The organism is Pseudomonas sp. IPO3749, assembly GCF_013386605.1.
Taxonomy (GTDB): domain Bacteria; phylum Pseudomonadota; class Gammaproteobacteria; order Pseudomonadales; family Pseudomonadaceae; genus Aquipseudomonas; species Aquipseudomonas azotoformans_A.
This window is the reverse complement of sequence record NZ_JACARN010000068.1, coordinates 56,455-73,741: the sequence shown is the minus strand read 5'-3', so window position 1 is coordinate 73,741 and position 17,287 is coordinate 56,455. Positions and strand designations below refer to the sequence as shown.

Below are 17,287 nucleotides of genomic sequence, written 5' to 3'. Positions count from 1 at the left end.
CATAGTTGCCCCTAGTCATCTGATACCGAACTGTGTCGTTTGTCCGAGTCCACAACCGTGATTGGACGCCCGTTTGGAAACACGCGTTGCACACCTCCATTGGTATCGCGTGCAAGGACAGATTTTAAATTCTTGAGCTTGTTTTCCTGGTCTGCTAGCCATACATCGCTGCCTGCCTCCCCGGTGCCTGCGTCGCGCATGATGGATATTGCCTTCGTCAGATTCTTGGCTTGTTTTTCAAGGTTGACCCGCTCCGATGGAGTGCCCATCAGATGTAGATGCGAGCAGCCATTCCAGCATTGAAGATGCTTAGGGCAGGGGGCCTGGGAGAAATCGTGGATACAACCTCCGAAAGGGGTCACATGCAGCGCCGTGGCGTGTACGGTGAGGAATGCTTCCGCAATTGTTGTACCTTTATCTGATAGCAAAGCATGGTAACTATCGGTCAAAGCGCCATGAATTCGCTTACCTCTTATGGCTGTATGTAGAAAGTCGAGGCGCTCGTGATAGCTATTGAACGCCAGAAACTCATGATGGGCTGCGGTGTATTCTTCAATGCTCGTGTGTTGGTAATAAACATTCTGGTCGAGGCGTTTTCGCCCCAGAGCCAATGCTTGCTGAACATCGCTCATACCGGTCAAGTGGTAAATTGTGTTCCGCCAGTGTCTAGGTTGGTGGCTTGTTAGCCTAATCGGAGTTCCATCGGATTCGGTTAATGAACGACGCGAAAAAATGGACGTATATTTTTCATCGTCACCTAATGCGTGATTGATATCCCCGAGGGTGACCCGACGCGGGACCGCACGAAACACATTCGCCTCACGTCCACCGAAACGAAATTGGCCGTCGAAAGCGATCGCAAGCGTTTCGCTGGTTCTAAGTACGATACGAACTTGTCCCCCGACATTTTCTGTCAATGCCGCGTGCCCACGGATCCTCGGGACGATCAGTCGCTCAATCTCCCCGGCGACGTAACGTCGCTTTAACGACCTTCCTTGCTTTTCATCCGGTTCATCGTCAAATGGATGGACACCGTTGCGTGTGAGGAAAAGGTATAGATTTCTGCTTGCGCTTCTTGCTTCGCTAAAACCTAGCCAGTCCAAGACCTTTGCATCGGAGATCACTGACTGAGGGGGGTAGCTCCAAATACGTCCTGGGTGGAGTTCTTGCCAGGCGGCAATTTCTCGTTGTTCATTGGTTAGCGTTTTTAATCGCTCTACTGCGCGCCTGGCTAGAGGAATGTCGCTTTCAGCCAGCCAATGAACACGGGACTGAAATTGCTTTTCCGCGAAGTACCTAATCCCGCATTCGACCAGAGGCTTGCCATGTGCATCGACAACTACTTCTCCTGTCGTCCCTTTGATCGGCCTTTCGACCCAACAATCATAGGGTATTACGGCTACTTCGTTACCTCGTTGCCCAGTCGCTATCAATAAGTCGATCACTCGCAGCAAAATTTCTTCGCCGTCACTAAGTGGGTTGTTCGAACATAGTGCATATGCCTCCATCGCCTCACGAGAAGGTAATCTATCATCAGATTTACGCTGTTTTACCGCACGATCAGGGTCGTGCAATGAAATGTAATCGTGTCGGCGTTTTTCTGGTTTTGCATCATGCTCAAAGTGGATGGCGAACTCGGTTAATTGGAGATTATCAATCGTATTCGCTATTACTTGGAGGTGAGAGATCGCGTCGTAGATATTCTTGTAGCCGCTCTCACGGAGAAAGCCTACGACGCGGTCGAAATCGCCTCGCGTCAGGAGTGTGGGGTCGGATACACCGCGCTCAAACAGGGTGTTGTACAGCCGTCGAACAGCAATATTGTATGCAGCCACCATCGAAAACTTCAGGCTTCTGGTGCGTTGTAAATACACAATTAGAGCCTTGCTAAAGTCTTGGAAAGCAAAGGGGAGTGGGCCCTTCGGCGGTGCAGGATAACCTGTCTTTTCCAGGGCTTGTCGGTGCGTCTCAAACGTAAGTGCATGTTTGTTAACATCCCTTTGCGGCAACCAATTTCCGATACCCCAGAATGATTCCGCCCATGGTGTTGAAATCGGTAATGACCGAAAAATCGCTTGCTCCTGTGCAATAAAGCTTTCGAGGCTCAGCCTTGCCCTAGACAGCGTCACCTTCGGCACCCTCCGTGTGCTGCCGGCAGCGTTCGATCGTAGCGCTTACTGCCAGGATGGTTGTCTGATGCTGGGCGAGGGGCCGGTTGTGACTCAGATCACCGGCTTGTTCTGCCATATCAATGAACCGTTGGGCCTCCCGCTGGAGCGCATCCTTTACCTGCTCGTGGCGGCCGTCAGCAAAGGGGTGGAACTTCTTGCAGGTGTAGCACGCGTATATAGGGTTGTAGGGACAGTGGGTATGAACGGGCAGGGCGCATGCACCAATATCGCCTATGTATTGCGTATCAATGACGCCGCGGACGGCTGCTTCAGGAGTTGCATCGCGGCGTTGGACGATTTTCCCAGTTAATAAGCTGCGCATGATGCGTTGATAGGCCGGGCTCTTACCCAGTGCTTTCTCTTTGATCCGGGCAATGTTAGGGGTGGCCGTTACGTAAGCACGCGCTGCAACCGTGCTGTTGTGACCGAGCAGTTCGGCAATCATGTCTGCTGGAGTACCCTGATCCGCCAAGCCTTGCCCGAGGTGATGGCGCAACAACATGGATACCTGATTCGGCCTATCTATCCCAGCTTCACGCAGCTCGTATTTGAGGCCCGTACCGATTTCAATAACCGAGAGACGCCTTCCACAAGGATTGACAAATAATGGTTCACAGTCGCTACCAAAACGGCGTTGAATTTCTAAAACGTGGCGTGAGATTTTCTCACCCAGGCGGGTGGTTATCTTGCGGGGGCGCCGCTCAGGTCTGCGCTGGCCGACTTTTTTGGCCATGGGTAACCACAGGGTATAGTACTTCTCGTGACCTGCGCTCTCAATAAACTCAAAGTCAGCAATGTCAAGTGAATGAAATTGAATCGACCGAGGTGCGAGTTCGAAACCCAAGTGAAGCACTATATTAAGCTGAACATCCTCCCAAGAGTCAGATTTAGGTTCTCGTTCAATGCGTTTGAGCAATCGAACTTCCTCGTCAAGTTCTAACCCAGACTGCGAGAGAAAAATTCGAGCATAGGGGTCAACCCGATCTGATTTTACCTCCTTGATTTTTAAATATGTAATTGGATCGAATCCATTAATTCCTCTATCCATTGCCCAGCGATAAAATCTGCGAAGCCCAATTAGGTTGTGCCTAACTTGTTTAAAGTCTTCTAATTTGGCAATAAAGTTTTGCTGACCCCAAGGAAAGTGTTGGGCGAGGTTGGTGCTTGATAAGTAGACAAGAAACCTAGCAAACATGAATGCTGTTTGGGGAGCATACTTCTCTAACGAATAAGCCATAAAGCCTTTGGCTATTTCAGTAAGCTCTGGAGCTAAGGCTAGCTCGACCCAATCAATTTTCAGCGCGACTCCACCGTCGTACCATGTCCACACCTTTAGCCGGGTATCGACGTAGCGTGGTTGGTCATTAGTGCGAGTTCGAATCGCAACGTGAGCGGGCCCCCTGAACACGTAAGCTGGCAAAGAGGAGGGCGGTGACGCGTGTTCTTGATCGGCTGATTTGGTCACGGAGAACCTCCTTAACTGTCAAGTCGGCTCCAGGCTGCCGAGGTGCGCTGGGCATTGTGGAGGTTGGCCGACTCGGCTAGATAACGACCTGCATAACGGCGTGGCATAGTCGAGGTCTCAGACCAACCGCAGACTCGCCGTAGTTCGTCCGTGGCCCGCTCGAGGTCATGCCCACGCTTTTCGACCAGGTAAGCCAAAAAGTGGTCTGCAAAGGTGTGGCGAAAGTCATGCGCAGAAAGTGTAGGCAACAATCCTGGATGAGCCAGCTCAATAGTCAGAAACAGCCGATCAAGAACGTTAGACAACGCGCGGATCGACAGAGGGCGGCCACGATCCGAGATGAACAAATAGTGATACAGCAATTTCATCGGTTTACCGTCACGCAGAGGGCGCCGGTCGCGCTGGATATAGCGCTCGTAGACCTCATACAACTGTGCGGAGATGCCTACGGTCCGCCCATGTGTTTTGAGCGCAGGCTCTTCAACGCGCGGGTCGCGGGGATCATTTTCGCGATCATTGATGCTGACATAGGCGTGCTGAGAACCTTTATTGATATCCGTGGTGTAGAGCTTCAGAAGCTCTCCGCGACGGATGCCGGTCTCCAAGAGCAATTCAATCATTAGCCAGTTACGCAGTTGCAAACGTTCCGGGAACGGATTCGCCGCAGCGCCAGGGCGAATCAGTGTGCGAACGATCTGTAGTTGCGTATCTGTCAGGCTGCGGTAACGAGTGCGATCGGGACGAGCATTGATGATATGGCTCTCAAAGCGTCGCTCAATGGCGTCGGCAACATCGGCAAATACCACGTTGATGTCAGCCTGTGTGGCTGAATTCTGACGGACGCGCGGGATGTAACGGGTGACGCACCAAGACAAGTATTTTTTCAGCAGGCGCAGGTACTGGTCACGTGTTCGTGAACTGATCTGCTGACAAAGTACAGTGCCAGCTTTGCCGATTCGGGCGATCAGATTATCGGCATGACGGCCACTTTGGAGCCAAATAGCGTAACCGTCCAGCAAAGCCAGAATCGCTTCAAAGTCGCAGGCCAAGATGGTCTCATCGATATCCAGATCTCGGCTTTTGGCATAAGCGTAGAAAGCCTGGATCGCGCGCAGGTGCGCCGCAGCCGTGTTGTAAGCGCGGTGCCTGAGTTTGAGTTGGACGTAGATGAACGGAATGAGTATGGGCAACGGCGTCGCATCACCAGCTTGTACAAGCAGCGGTAGTCTTTGACCTGAAGAGAACCTGCACTGAATCAGTTTCATCGAAAGCCACCTCATTCAAGGACTCGTCATGAACACTATGGACATGGCCCGTTGAGAGAGTAGGCGTCAAATACGAATTGGTCGAATCAGTGACTTACGTAGCTTATGAACATATCTGACATAGCACCTCGTTTAACATAATATACATTATGCGTAATATCGTATTGCGTGATCAGGGGCAGTGCCCATCAGATTTCAACAGGCAAAACCCCTATCTCACTCAAACCTGAGCAAAGCCTCCATCGACAAACATTTCACTGCCGGTCATGAAGCTGCTCTCATCCGATGCCAGGAACAACGCTGCCGCTGCAATTTCCTCGGGCTTGCCAATACGGCTCAACGGAACCTGCGCGGTCATGTCGTCGATGATTGCGTCTTTCTGGCCTGTACCTGAAAGCGCCAGGTCCAAGCCCGGTGTCGAGATCGGCCCTGGTGAAAGTACGTTGACGCGAATGCCTGTGCCTTTCAGGTCCAGCGCCCAGCTCCTGGCGAAATTACGCAGCGCCGCTTTGGTGGCGCTGTACACGCTGAATGCCGGTGTGCCCATGGTGCCTGTGGTCGAACCTGTGAGGATCACCGAGCTGCCGGCGCTCATCAGTGGCAAGGCTTTTTGTACAGTGAACAGCGTGCCTTTGACGTTGATGCCGAAGGTACGGTCAAACGATTCCTCGGTGATCGAGCCGATCGGCTGGAAATCCCCCAGGCCTGCATTGGCAAACAGCACATCGACCCGGCCTTTGGCGGCTTTGACTTGGGTAAACACGCGATCGAGGTCGTCCAGTTTTGAAATGTCGCCTTGTATGGCGATGGCTTCAGGGCCAATCAGTTGCAGCGCCTTGTCCAATTCCTCTTGTCGACGGCCTACAATGACGACTTGAGCGCCTTCCGCCGCGAAGCGAATGGCGGTTGCCAGGCCGATGCCGCTGTTGCCACCGGTAATGACTGCGATTTTTCCGTTGAGCCTGCTCATGGTGAACTCCAATGAATAAGGTTGAGGCCCAACTGTAGATCTACGCTATTCTTTTGAATAGTATGCACCTTTTGGTAAGTACCCTACGTGGAGTCAGCTCGATCATGGCCAACAACTCATTCAATTGCGGGCTCGAGGCCGCCCTGGCGGTGATTGGCGGTAAATGGAAGCCGCTGGTGCTGTTCAACCTTGCGCAAAATGTTCATCGATATGGGGAATTAAGACGCGCGATTGGCGGCGTGACCGATAAGGTGCTGATCCAGCAACTCAAGGAATTGGAGCGCGACGAGATCATCTCCCGCGTGGATTTCCAGGAGATACCGCCCAAGGTCGAGTACTCGCTGACACCGTTCGGGCGGTCCTTGGCGACGGCGTTGGGCGGGCTGTGCCAATGGGGTACGGAGCATATGCAAACCGTTGAGCGTATCGCTGAGCGGCGTACGGCCACCCTCTCCCAGTCTTGAGTCCCCTGCCCTGATAGCCAACTCAACTAAATGACTATTTAGTTGAGTTAAATCAATAAGTTACATCTGAAACCGATCAACCGACTGCGACAACTTCCCGGCCAGGTTGGACAGTTCATCAGTGGTCGACGCCGTCTGCCCGATCACTCGGCTATTGCTCTCTGACATCCCCGCAATCATCTCCACCTGGTGCGCAATTTCATTGCTGGCCAGGCTCTGTTCGCCGATGGTCCGGGAGATATCGTTGACCATTTCCGTGGTGTTCAACGTCGCTTGGAGAATCTCGCGAATCGCCCGCTCTACCTCGGCAGTGACCGCCATGCCTTTGTCCACCTGAGCAACGCCCTCCTCCATGCTGGTCACCGCTTCCCGGGTGTTCTGCTGGATACGCCCGACCATGGCGGCAATTTCCTGGGTCGACGCGCTGGTGCGTCCAGCAAGGCTGCGCACTTCATCAGCAACCACGGCAAATCCGCGCCCCTGCTCGCCCGCACGGGCGGCCTCGATCGCGGCATTCAGGGCCAGCAGGTTGGTCTGGTCAGCGATCCCCTTGATCACCTGGATAATGCTGAAAATGGCCTCAGACTCCTTGTCCAGTGTGCGGATCACCTGGGCCGATTGCTGCGCGGAACGGGCAATGCCATCCATGTCACTGACCACCTGATGAATCACCCGGCCGCCGTCCTTGGCCAAGATTTGCGCCTGGTTGGCCATGTCCAGTGCGCGTCCGGCATGCCGGGTGATTTCCTCGATGCTCGCGGTCATTTCACTCGCTGCGGCGGCCATGGTGCTGGCGGCGGCGCTCTGTTGCTGGCTGCTGCCGGCCACTTCATGGCAGCCACGGCTCAGTTGCTCGCTCATGCCATTGACGCCATGGGCGTTGCTGCGCACCACGTCGATCATGCCGCGCAGGTCCTTTTGCATCGTCGCCAGGCTACGGATCAAGGCGCTGGCTTCGTCCTTGCGTTGGGGCTCGACGATGGGTTCGCTCAAGTTGCCACGCGCGATGCTGGCGGCAATGCGGCTAGCCGCTTGTAGTGGGCCCATGATGCTGAGGATCACCCAACGGCCCTGGGCCAACAGCAGTAGAAGACTGGCAATCAACACCACGCCCAGGGTGACGTTGGCGTTGCTGATGGTCTGCCGGGTGCCCATGCTGGTCTGCTGGTTATTGGTTTCGATCAACTCGCTCAGGCCCGCCATTTGATCTTCCAACTGGCTGAACGCGGCGTTGAATGTGCCTAGTTCCCCGCGCGCGGCTTCAGGATTGTCCAGCGCCAGGGCGACGATGCGCTCGCCGGTGGCGATGTAGTTATCCAGGCTAGGTTTGATTTTTTCCAGGCTTGCCTTGAGCGTAGCGTCCAGCGGCAACTTGAGGTTGTCCGCCAAGACCTGCCGGAAGTGCTCGGCATGCTCTTTCAAAGAATTGTCGACTTCGGCCTTGCTGCTGGTGCTTTTACCCAGGCCCACCAGCATCGCCGACAACACGTCAGCGCGCAGGGCGTCGTGCATCATGTCGGCTTCCATATGGTTGCGCAGCACCGTCATGCTCACTTCGCTGTCTTGCACGGCAGTGCCCATCCGGGTATTTCCCAGGTAGCCGGCCAGGCTCATGATCAAGGCGGCGAGCAATCCGGTCGCTATCAACAGCATCAAGCGTAGTTTGATCGTCATGCTGGTATCCCCGTGCCTGGTCAGCCGGTTGGGAACCCAACCGCAGAAGCCCCGCTGCTCATGTTATCGGCCATCCCTACTGCTTATTGAAGCCTAAGTTTGCGGATCTGCGCGTATCCCTTAAGCTGACCGGCCCTTGCTCTGCCCGGAACTGCTCATGTCTCGAAGCATCGCCCACCTTGCCCTCCTGCTGGGCTTGATCACTGCCGTCGGCCCGTTCGCCATCGATATCTATCTGCCGGCGCTGCCAACCCTTGGCGCGAGCCTGCACGCCTCGCCAGCGTTGGTGCAGATGAGCCTTACCGTATTCTTCGTCATCATCGGCGTATGCCAATTGTTCTACGGTCCGATCAGTGATGTGTTCGGGCGCAAGCCGCCGATCTATGTCGGCCTGGTGATTTTTGCCGTAGCCAGTGTCGGTTGCGCGCTGGCGCCGACGATCGAATCACTGATCGCCTTTCGTGCCCTGCAGGCGTTCGGTGCGTGCGCGGGGATGGTGATTCCGCGCGCCATCGTGCGTGACCTGTACACCGGGCATGAAGCCGCGAAACTCATGGCGTTGCTGATGCTGGTGATGAGTGTTTCGCCGATCCTTGCGCCGCTCGCTGGCAGCCTGGTCATCTCTTTGTGGAGCTGGCGCGAAGTGTTTGCCGTGCTGGCGGTGCTCGCAGTGGCGTGCCTGGTGATGACCATCGTGCAATTGCCGGAAACCCATCCCGCCGAACGGCGCTTGGGCAAGACCCTGGGCAACGCCTTCAGCAGCTACGGCGCATTGTTGCGTGACCCGGTATTCATCGGTTTGTCGGTGGTGTGCGGATTCGGTTTGGCGACGTTCTTTGTGTTTATCGGCAGCGCGCCGTTCGTGTACATCGAACATTACGGCCTGACGCCCACGCAGTTCAGCCTGGGGTTTGCAGTGAATGCTGCGTCGTTTTTCGCCATGAGCCAACTCACGGCACGCCTCAGCGCACGCTATGGCCTGGCGCCGCTGATTCGTTGGTCGGTGGTGGCCGTGGCGGCGGTTATGGCGGTACTGGCAGCCACCACTCTATGGATCGATAGCCTGGCCTTGATGATGACATTGCTGTTTATCGGCTTCGGTTTTCTCGGTCTGCTGTTACCGGCGGCGGGCGTCTTGTCGCTGGAGGACCACGGCGCGGTGGCCGGTTCTGCGTCAGCCTTGCTCGGTGCGATCCAGATGATCACGGCAGCCGTGTCCATGACGGTGATCGGTGTGTTCGCCGATCACACACCAGCGCCGATGCTGATGGGCATTGCACTGTGCGCCATCGCCGCGATGCTCACCACACTGTGGACCTTGCGGCGCCTGCCGGCTCACTTGGCCAGCGCCCCGCCCTCCTCCTGATCATTGCCCATGGCGGCCAGATACGCCCAGGGATAAATCCCGCGCTGGTGGCCATCGCTGAACACCAGTTGCACGCCATAACCCTGAGGGTGGATTTGCACCACCCTCACCGCCTCTGACACCCACGGCTGGCTGCCCCGCAGACGAAACGCCCGGCATTGGGAGCACGGGCACTCCCGGCGCAGGCGTGCGTGATCAATCCACTGCGCGCCTTGCGCCCATTCCAGGCGCAATCGACCGTCGCGACCTTTGCCTATGGCGTTCGGCGCGACGGTCATTGCAGTTGCGCCAAGGCAATCCGCACGGCCTTGCGCACCTCCGGGTCGCCATCGTCGGCGGCATCCCGCAAGGCCGTCAGCGCTTGGCGATCGCCCAATTCACCCAGTGCCAGGGCGGCTTCCTTGCGCAGGTTACTGATGCTGTGGCCCAGGGTCTGGATCAAGGCTTCCAGTGCGGGTAAGTAATGCAACCGGCCAAGGCTGCGCGTAGCGCGCAGGCGAACCTGCCAATACTCATCCGCCAGCGCGGCGACCAGTGCGTCTCCGGCATTCAGGCTGCCGACTTTGCCCAAGGTGGTCGCAGCTTCTTCGCGCACTTGCCAGGCCGGGTCCAGCAACGCTTGGTGCAACGCCGGTAGGACCTGGTCGTCACTCGCCAAGCCCAGTGCTCCGGTGGCGGCACGGCGGACTTCGGTGTCGGGGTCACCGCTGGCCAAGGTGGCCAATGCTTCAAGCGCGGGCAGATGTTTGAGCCAACCCAGCACGCCCACTGCTTCGCGGCGGACACCCGCATCAACATCCACCAGGGCCGACAAGGCTGCCGGCGCAGCAGCGTCCAGGCGCAATTCGCGCAGGGCACGGAAGATGGCGGTGCGCACGCTGATATTGGCGTGCCCGGTCCAAGGCAGCAGCAACCTGCCCGCTTCGGCAGTCTTCAATACGCTCAGGCTTTGCGCTGCTGCTTCGCGCACTGACGAATCGGCATCCGTGAGCGCTTCACACAAGGCCTGCACCACATCGCCGTCTTCCCAAGCTTCCAGCAAGGTCGCGGCCTGGGCGCGCACTTCTATGGACGAGTCGTTGCGCAGGCTGTCCACTAGCCATTGCAGGCTATCGGGGTCTTCCAGATCGGCCAGGTCAATCAGGGCAATGCGGCGCATGCCGGCGTCCGTGGCTTGCAGACGTGGTCGCAAGGCTTCTATTTCCGGGTTATAGGTCATATGGCAAATCGCGGTGTTGAATGATCGGTGGGCAACCCGAGCGGGTTCAGGCGTGGCAACTGGCGGCCATCTTCATGGTGCAGCAGTGCCAGGCAATGGCGCTTGAGGTGAGTGAATTCGGGGGTGGTCATCAGTTCGGTGTGGCGTGGTCGGGGAAAATCCAGTTGGAAGTCTTCGATGATGCGCCCAGGGCGTGGGCTCATCACCAGGATGCGATCAGCCAGGAACAGGGCTTCATCGATATCGTGGGTGACAAACACCACAGTGGTGCGGATGCGCGTCCAGATATCCAGCAACAACGCCTGCATCTTCATGCGGGTCAGCGCATCCAGTGCGCCGAACGGCTCATCCATCAGCAGCAGGCTCGGCCGGTTGACCAGCACACGGGCAATTTCCACACGCTGCTGCATGCCGCCCGAGAGCTGGTTCGGCCAACGCTCGGCAAAGCCTTCCAGCCCGACCAGCGCGAGGATTTCATCCGCCGCCGCCAGCCGTTCAGCCTTGCCCACGCCGCGCATTTTCAAGCCAAATGCGACGTTCTCACGCACGGTGCGCCACGGGAACAGCGTGTGCTGCTGAAACACCATGCCGCGCTGCTGGGACGGGCCGACCACCGCCTGTCCATCCATCTGTAACGTGCCCTGGCTCGGCACCAGGTGCCCGGCCAGCGCGCCAAGCAAGGTCGACTTGCCGCAGCCCGACGGCCCCAGGATGCACACGAATTGCCCTGGCTCGATGCTGCACTCCAGCGCTTTGACTGCCTCGAACGCCTGTTCACGCTCGCCGAGCACAATCGACAATCCACTGATTGTTATACGACCTTCCATCAGGCTTTACCTCGCGGGCGATGCCAAGGGGTGAACACGGCGCCCAGGCGCTTGACCAGCCAACTGCTGCCCATGCCCAGCACGCCGATCAACAACATGCCGACCACGATGTCGGCATAGTTCTGGATGGTGTACGACTCCCAGGTGTAATAGCCGATGCCGAACTGCCCGGAAATCATCTCCGCCGTCACCAGGCAGAACCACGAGGTGCCCATGCCGATGGCCAAGCCGGTGATGATGCTCGGCGCGGCGCCCGGCACAATCACCTCCAGCAGGATTGCGCGGCGCCCGGCCCCCAGGCTGCGCGCCGACGCGATCAGCCGGGGATCGACGCCTTCGACGCCATGCACGGTGTTGAGCAGGATCGGAAACAGCGCGCCGGTAAAGGTGATAAACACCATCGACAGCTCCGACGATGGAAACATCAGGATTGCCAACGGAATCCAGGCCACTGCCGGAATCGGACGGATCACCTCCAGAGGCGGCAACAGCACATCTTCAGCCCATGTCGAGCGGCCGATGGCAATGCCCAGGCCAACGCCCACCAGCACCGCCGCCAGGTAACCTTCGAACACCCGGGTCAGGCTCGCACTCAGGTGCTGGGCCAGCTTGCCCGAATCCACCAGGCCCAGCGCTGCCTCCACGACAGCGCCCGGCGTGGGCACGTTGGCAAAGGTCACCAGCCACAGGTTCCAGTGATGACTGGCCGCGAGCTGCCAAAACAGCAGGCACACCAGCAATGAGGCCGCGCGCGGCAGCCAGCGATAAGTCGACATATCAGCGACCGGCCACGGCCTGGGCGCCAGCGCTGGTGAAATCAAACACCTGGCCGCCCTGGCCGCCCTGGCCGCCCTGGGCGCCCTGGGCGTCAGCGAATTGCTGGGCTTGGCCCTTGAGCAGGAACGCGCTCAGCTTGCCCTGGCGGTCACTGGCGAACCAGGCTTGATTGGCGAGCAGCTTGATGCCGCTGTCTTCGGCCTGGGCGTACACCGCACGCACTGCCTTGCCGTCTTTTTTCAAGTTGGCCAGTGCACTGAAGGCAGACTCGGCCGACGCATAATCACGCACCTTGGGTTCGCCTTTCACCCAGATTTGCGCCACGTGCTTCCAGTCGGTGATCGGCTTGCCGGTCAACGCGTCGTTGGCCTTGAGCGGGGCCTGGGCGTAGTTGCCCAGCTGAGCCTGATAGTCCAGGCCGGACGCCTTGAAGGCCGCGCGGATGTACTGGTCGTCGATAAAAGTATTGAGGTCCAGGCCGCGGTCGGCTTTTTTCAGCAGCTTGAGGGTGTCGATGGCGGTGCCGACGGCCTGGCGATACTCTGGTTTCCAGCTCAGGTCACGGGTTTGTACGCCGAGCGGGCCATGGAACAGGTAGTTGACCTCGGCTTCAACGCCGGTGACTTTCTCGATCAGCTCGCTGTATTTTTCAGGCTCTGCCGCCAGCAGTTGATTGGCTTCGATACTGGCGCGCAAGTAGGCGACCACCACTTCCGGGTACTGGCGGGCGTAGCTTTCATCCACTAAAGCGCCGTGGAAGGTCGGTGTGTTGGACTGCGAACCGTCGTAGATCTTGCGGGCGAAACCACGGTTGGGAAACAGCTCGGCAAACGGCACGAAGTCGGCATGCGCCTCGATTTTATTGGCTTGCAACGCCGAGCCCGCCACTTCCGGCGCCTGGGCGATGATGTTGACGTCCTTGAGCGGGTCCCAGCCCTGGGCGGCGACGGCCCGCAGCAACATACCGTGCGCGGTGGACGCGAATGGCACCGAAATGGTCTTGCCTTTCAAGTCCGCCAACGACTGCGCGCTAGACTCGGTCGGTACCACGATGCCATTGCCGCTGCCCTTGATATTGCCCGACAGCACATTGATAAACAGGCTGTGCTTGCCCGCGCCCTCAAACGCTACGCCATTGAACGCGCCAGGGAAGTCGGCCATGGCACCGAAATCCAACTTGCCGGCCACCATCTCATTGGTCAGCGGTGCGCCACTGGTGAAGTTCTTCCACTGGATATCGTAGGTGGCGTCCTTGTACTTGCCGTCGTGGGGCAAGTACTTGTCCAGCAGGCCCAGCTCGCGGATCAGCAAGCCGCCGGCGGCGCAGTTGATGGTGGTGTCCTGGGTGCCGATGGCGACCCGGATGGTTTGTGCCTGTACCGACAGGCTGATGGAAGCCAGCACCAGGCTGGCAAAGGTTGCGCGCAAGAACATTGGGTGTTTCCCCTCGAATCATGGTTATAGGATCGTCTCCGCCGTGATCAGGCACGGTGGGAAACGAGGGGTACGGCAGTGGCGTCCGGAGTTGGCGGATGGCTTGGAGTTGTAACGCTCAGCGCAGCAGGTACGGGATCTCGACCTTGACGGCGCCGGTGGGGCAATCCTTTTCGCAGGGCATGCAGTACCAGCATTCGTCGAACGCCATGTACGCTTTCTGCGTCGCGGGATTGATCGCCAACAGGTCCATCGGGCACACGTCGACGCACACCGTGCAGCCTTTTTCGGCGATGCACTTGTCTTCGTCGATCGTTACCGGCGCGTTGGAGCGAAAGAATATTTCCTGGGGTTGGTAGGCCATTTCACGGTGTCCTGGGCGCTTTTGCGCTCTCTATAGGGTCAAGCAGCATCAGCCCCAACACGCAGGCGGTCGTAGGCTTGCATTTCTTCGGCGTCCAGCGGGATCACATAGGGCTCAACGGGTTTCTTGAAGCTGACCATCTGCCCGTCATCGCCCTTTTTCAGGTGGCAATGGCAGAACCAGTCGGCGTCATTGCGCAGCGGGTGATCAACGCGATGGTGGTACAGGCCCCAGCGGCTCTCGGCGCGGTACAGCGAAGCGCGGGCGGCCATTTCGGCGCAGTCGCGGATCACGCTGGTTTCCATGGCGCGCATCAATTCGTGGGGGTTGTGGGCTTTCATCTGGTCCAGGTCGCGCTCGATATCGCTGAAGCGCTGCAGGCCGATTTCCATCTTGCGGGTGACCTTGGGCGGCTGCAGGTAATCGTTCACGAAGCGGCGCAGCTTGTATTCGACCTGGGCCGGTGGCAGGCCGGTTTCACGGTCCAGTGGCGCGTAGACTCGGGCCTGTTCGGCGGTGACCTGGTCGGCATCTACGGCGCTGAACTCACGTTCGACCACGTACTGCGCAGCATTCGTGCCGGCGAACCAACCGTAGGTAAAGGCGCCGAGCATGTAGTTATGTGGCACCGCCGCCATGTCCCCGGCCGAATACAGGCCCTTCACCGACGTCTCCGCACGCTCGTTCACCCACACACCAGAGGCCGAATGTCCGCTGCAAAAGCCGATTTCGGAAATGTGCATTTCCACCATGTCGCTGCGGTAATCGGTGCCGCGATTGGCGTGGAACTGGCCACGGCTCGGCCGTTCATTGCTGTGCAGGATGGTCTCGATGTTCTGGATGGTTTCCTCGGCCAGGTGGTCGAGCTTGAGGAACACCGGGCCGTTGCCGCTTTCGAGTTCCTGATGGAACTCCCACATCATCTGGCCGCTCCAGTAGTCGCACTCAATAAAGCGCTCGCCCTTGTTATTTGCGGTATAGCCGCCCAGCGGACCGGTGACGTAGGCGCAGGCCGGGCCGTTGTAGTCCTTGATCAACGGGTTGATCTGGAAGCACTCCAGGTTCGCCAGTTCGGCCCCCGCGTGATAAGCCATCGCGTAGCCGTCGCCAGCATTGGTGGGGTTTTCATAAGTGCCCATCAGGTAGCCCGACGACGGCAAGCCCAATCGGCCCGCCGCGCCGCAGCACAGGATCACGGCCTTGGCCTTGATCACCTGGAAGTCGGCCGTACGGCAATCAAAGCCCATCACGCCGTTGACCGCGCCTTCGCTGTCAGTCAGCAAGCGCGTGCACACCAAGCGGTTGGTGATGGTCACCCGTGCACGCTTGAGCTGGCGGTACAGCACTTTCTTGATGTCATGCCCCTCAGGCATCGGCAGCACATAGGCGCCCATGTGATGGACCTTTTTCACCGCGTAATCGCCGGTCTCGTCCTTTTCGAACTTCACGCCCCAGCGGTCCAGTTGCTCGATGGTCTCGAAACTGTGCGTGGCATAGGCGTACACCGCCGCCTGGTTGACGATGCCGTCATTGGCGATGGTGATTTCCTTGGTGTACTGCTCCGGCGTCGAGTGGCCGGGGATGATCGCGTTGTTCAACCCGTCCATGCCCATGCTGATCGCACCGCTGCGCTTCACATTGGCCTTGTCCACCAACAGCACACGTAACGCGGGGTTGGCTTCTTTGGCCTTGATCGCCGCCATCGGCCCGGCCGTGCCGCCGCCGATCACCACGATGTCGTATTCCAGCTCCAGGGTTGTGCGGCTCACGGGCGGCTTCCTCGTTCACGGTCGATGCGCAGGCGATACTGGAAGGCGTCGCCACGGTAATACAGGTGTTCAAAGTCCACCGGCTGGCCGTCGGCGGTGTGGGTCAGGCGCTCGATATGCATGATCGGCGAGCCCGGCTCCACATTCAGCGCCTGGGTCAGGTCGCTGTCGGCCAGCACGGCGTCGATGGCGACGTCCGCATGCCCCAGTTGCAGGCCGCAGTCGTTTTCCAGGATCAGGAAGATATCGCGGGTGACCAGGTCGGCTTTTTCCAGGCGCTCGCCGAGGGGTTGCGGCAGGTAGGTGATTTCCAGCGACACCGGCTCCCGGTTGATCAGGCGCACCCGCTTGATCTGCGCCACCACAGTGCCCTCCTCCACGCCCAGGCGCTCGGCCACCTGCTTGTCGGCCGGTACAAAACGGAAGCTGCGCAGGCGGTTGATCACCTCGTAGCCGCGTTCGGTCATGGATTCGGCCAGACCCTGCAAGGTGCTGACGTTCTGGTAAGCCTTGGGTTTGGACACAAACGTGCCCTTGCCGTGGATCTTGTAGATCAGCCCTTCTTTCTGCAGGTCGCCCAGGGCCTGGCGCACGGTAATACGGCTGACCTTGAAGCGCGCGCCCAGCTCGCTTTCGGAAGGCATTTGGGTATTGGGCGCGTATTCACCGTCGAGAATGCGACTGCGCAACAGGTCGCGCAGTTGCGCATGCAAGGGGATGCTGGACAGCGGGGAAAGGCTGGAATCGTTCATCAAGGCCACTTGTCATAACGAGTTATGACGTGATCTTAATCAGCCTAAGCCCGCCGTTGGAAATATCGTTTGCGCATAAGCTTAAGGTCGATTTTTCCCACGGCGGCCATGCCTCTGGCAGGTATGGCCAGTTACCAAATCGGGTCAGACGTTTTCGCTTGAGCGGGTACAGGACCTGGTGGTGACCTGCTTGATCTGCCAATTGCTGAAGCCGATCGTTCGCGTCGTTTTGACTTCTCGCCGGACAAGGCGCACCGGCGCAGCGTCTTTCCTGAGCAAGCCATCGGATAAAATGTTCACCCCCAGCGCACCACCCAACAGGCCAAGTACGAGGCCAATGACATCGATGAGTTTATCCAGCGATCGATACAGAGGCTGGCTGAATGAGGAAATGTCCGGTCCCGGTACGAGGGCATCACATTGCTTACCCTCCGAGAGGGCCTGGCCGCATTGCTTTCGGTGAGTATCCGCGTTGGTTTTATCAATCTCGGCTTGTGTGTGTCGGGACTGTTCATCTTGGTAAGCCTTGAAGTCGTCGAGCTTGTCCCACAAAAACGCCGGTGGAACTGCCGACAGCAAGACCAGTAACAAACCCAAAAGGATATTTTGTCGCGCCGCAGTGGAGCCTTTCCACACGTTGCCGCTTCGTACGCGTTGACAGATACAGGCCGTCAGCACGGCCCAGACAACCACCGCCACGATGGTTGTCCACCAAAACTCCACAAACGTCATGTCGTTACATCTTCCCTGGTCAAGTGAGGCCCTAGAGC

At 58.2% G+C, this 17,287-nt stretch carries 16 protein-coding genes and 1 pseudogene; 2 read left to right on the top strand and 15 right to left on the bottom strand.

Annotated elements, in window-relative coordinates:
* Window positions 1–11: 11 nt before the first annotated feature.
* The 4 genes from HX812_RS24465 to HX812_RS24450 form a co-directional block, all read right to left on the bottom strand.
* Window positions 12–2,129, bottom strand: a complete 2,118-nt coding sequence (locus HX812_RS24465; RefSeq protein WP_177128150.1) for a hypothetical protein — start codon at window positions 2,127–2,129, stop codon at window positions 12–14.
* Entirely contained in the window at window positions 2,116–3,636 is a 1,521-nt protein-coding gene (locus HX812_RS24460; RefSeq protein ID WP_038847121.1) for a tyrosine-type recombinase/integrase, read from the bottom strand. Before HX812_RS24460 ends, HX812_RS24465 begins: the two co-directional genes overlap by 14 nt.
* An 11-nt stretch (window positions 3,637–3,647) precedes the next feature.
* Window positions 3,648–4,901, bottom strand: coding sequence for a site-specific integrase (locus tag HX812_RS24455; RefSeq protein WP_038847120.1), 1,254 nt, complete (start codon window positions 4,899–4,901; stop codon window positions 3,648–3,650).
* A 220-nt stretch (window positions 4,902–5,121) separates the two neighbouring features.
* Complete coding sequence (locus HX812_RS24450) at window positions 5,122–5,871, bottom strand: SDR family NAD(P)-dependent oxidoreductase (protein ID WP_038847117.1); 750 nt, start codon at window positions 5,869–5,871, stop codon at window positions 5,122–5,124.
* A gap of 104 nt (window positions 5,872–5,975) precedes the next feature.
* On the opposite strand from HX812_RS24450, the gene HX812_RS24445 reads away from it, so the two are divergent.
* Window positions 5,976–6,335 carry a helix-turn-helix domain-containing protein gene (locus HX812_RS24445; protein ID WP_033902872.1) on the top strand — a complete coding sequence of 120 codons (360 nt, stop codon included), beginning with the start codon at window positions 5,976–5,978 and terminating at the stop codon, window positions 6,333–6,335.
* A gap of 60 nt (window positions 6,336–6,395) precedes the next feature.
* Here the strand turns inward: HX812_RS24445 and HX812_RS32480 are convergent, their stop codons facing one another.
* The gene (locus tag HX812_RS32480) at window positions 6,396–7,121 is read right to left on the bottom strand and encodes a methyl-accepting chemotaxis protein (RefSeq protein WP_371317961.1); all 726 of its coding nucleotides are present in this window, start codon (window positions 7,119–7,121) and stop codon (window positions 6,396–6,398) included.
* A gap of 132 nt (window positions 7,122–7,253) precedes the next feature.
* A pseudogene (locus HX812_RS32475) lies at window positions 7,254–8,009 on the bottom strand (MCP four helix bundle domain-containing protein); the annotation flags it as partial.
* 157 nt (window positions 8,010–8,166) lie between these two features.
* Here HX812_RS32475 and HX812_RS24435 point away from each other — a divergent pair.
* Window positions 8,167–9,375, top strand: coding sequence for a multidrug effflux MFS transporter (locus tag HX812_RS24435; RefSeq protein ID WP_038847112.1), 1,209 nt, complete (start codon window positions 8,167–8,169; stop codon window positions 9,373–9,375).
* Here HX812_RS24435 and HX812_RS24430 read toward each other — a convergent pair.
* The 9 genes from HX812_RS24430 to HX812_RS24390 form a co-directional block, all read right to left on the bottom strand.
* Window positions 9,345–9,653 (bottom strand): gamma-butyrobetaine hydroxylase-like domain-containing protein, encoded by a 309-nt coding sequence (locus HX812_RS24430; RefSeq protein WP_038847109.1) that lies wholly within the window; start codon window positions 9,651–9,653, stop codon window positions 9,345–9,347. The genes HX812_RS24435 and HX812_RS24430 overlap by 31 nt on opposite strands.
* A complete protein-coding gene (locus tag HX812_RS24425) occupies window positions 9,650–10,594 on the bottom strand; it encodes a HEAT repeat domain-containing protein (protein ID WP_038847107.1) in 945 nt (314 codons plus the stop codon). The genes HX812_RS24430 and HX812_RS24425 overlap by 4 nt, the downstream gene beginning before the upstream one ends.
* Window positions 10,591–11,421, bottom strand: coding sequence for an ABC transporter ATP-binding protein (locus HX812_RS24420; RefSeq protein WP_038847103.1), 831 nt, complete (start codon window positions 11,419–11,421; stop codon window positions 10,591–10,593). Before HX812_RS24420 ends, HX812_RS24425 begins: the two co-directional genes overlap by 4 nt.
* Window positions 11,421–12,197: an ABC transporter permease gene (locus HX812_RS24415; protein ID WP_038847101.1), complete on the bottom strand. Its 777-nt coding sequence runs from the start codon at window positions 12,195–12,197 to the stop codon at window positions 11,421–11,423. Before HX812_RS24415 ends, HX812_RS24420 begins: the two co-directional genes overlap by 1 nt.
* A gap of 1 nt (window position 12,198) precedes the next feature.
* On the bottom strand, window positions 12,199–13,632 hold the full coding sequence (locus tag HX812_RS24410; protein ID WP_038847098.1) for an ABC transporter substrate-binding protein: 1,434 nt from the start codon (window positions 13,630–13,632) through the stop codon (window positions 12,199–12,201).
* 118 nt (window positions 13,633–13,750) lie between these two features.
* A complete protein-coding gene (locus tag HX812_RS24405) occupies window positions 13,751–13,996 on the bottom strand; it encodes a ferredoxin family protein (RefSeq protein WP_028616162.1) in 246 nt (81 codons plus the stop codon).
* A gap of 38 nt (window positions 13,997–14,034) precedes the next feature.
* Window positions 14,035–15,765: a fumarate reductase/succinate dehydrogenase flavoprotein subunit gene (locus tag HX812_RS24400; protein WP_038847095.1), complete on the bottom strand. Its 1,731-nt coding sequence runs from the start codon at window positions 15,763–15,765 to the stop codon at window positions 14,035–14,037.
* The gene (locus HX812_RS24395) at window positions 15,762–16,517 is read right to left on the bottom strand and encodes a GntR family transcriptional regulator (protein ID WP_177128152.1); all 756 of its coding nucleotides are present in this window, start codon (window positions 16,515–16,517) and stop codon (window positions 15,762–15,764) included. Before HX812_RS24395 ends, HX812_RS24400 begins: the two co-directional genes overlap by 4 nt.
* 144 nt (window positions 16,518–16,661) lie before the next feature.
* Window positions 16,662–17,249 carry a hypothetical protein gene (locus HX812_RS24390; protein WP_038848968.1) on the bottom strand — a complete coding sequence of 196 codons (588 nt, stop codon included), beginning with the start codon at window positions 17,247–17,249 and terminating at the stop codon, window positions 16,662–16,664.
* Between the last annotated feature and the right edge of the window lie 38 nt (window positions 17,250–17,287).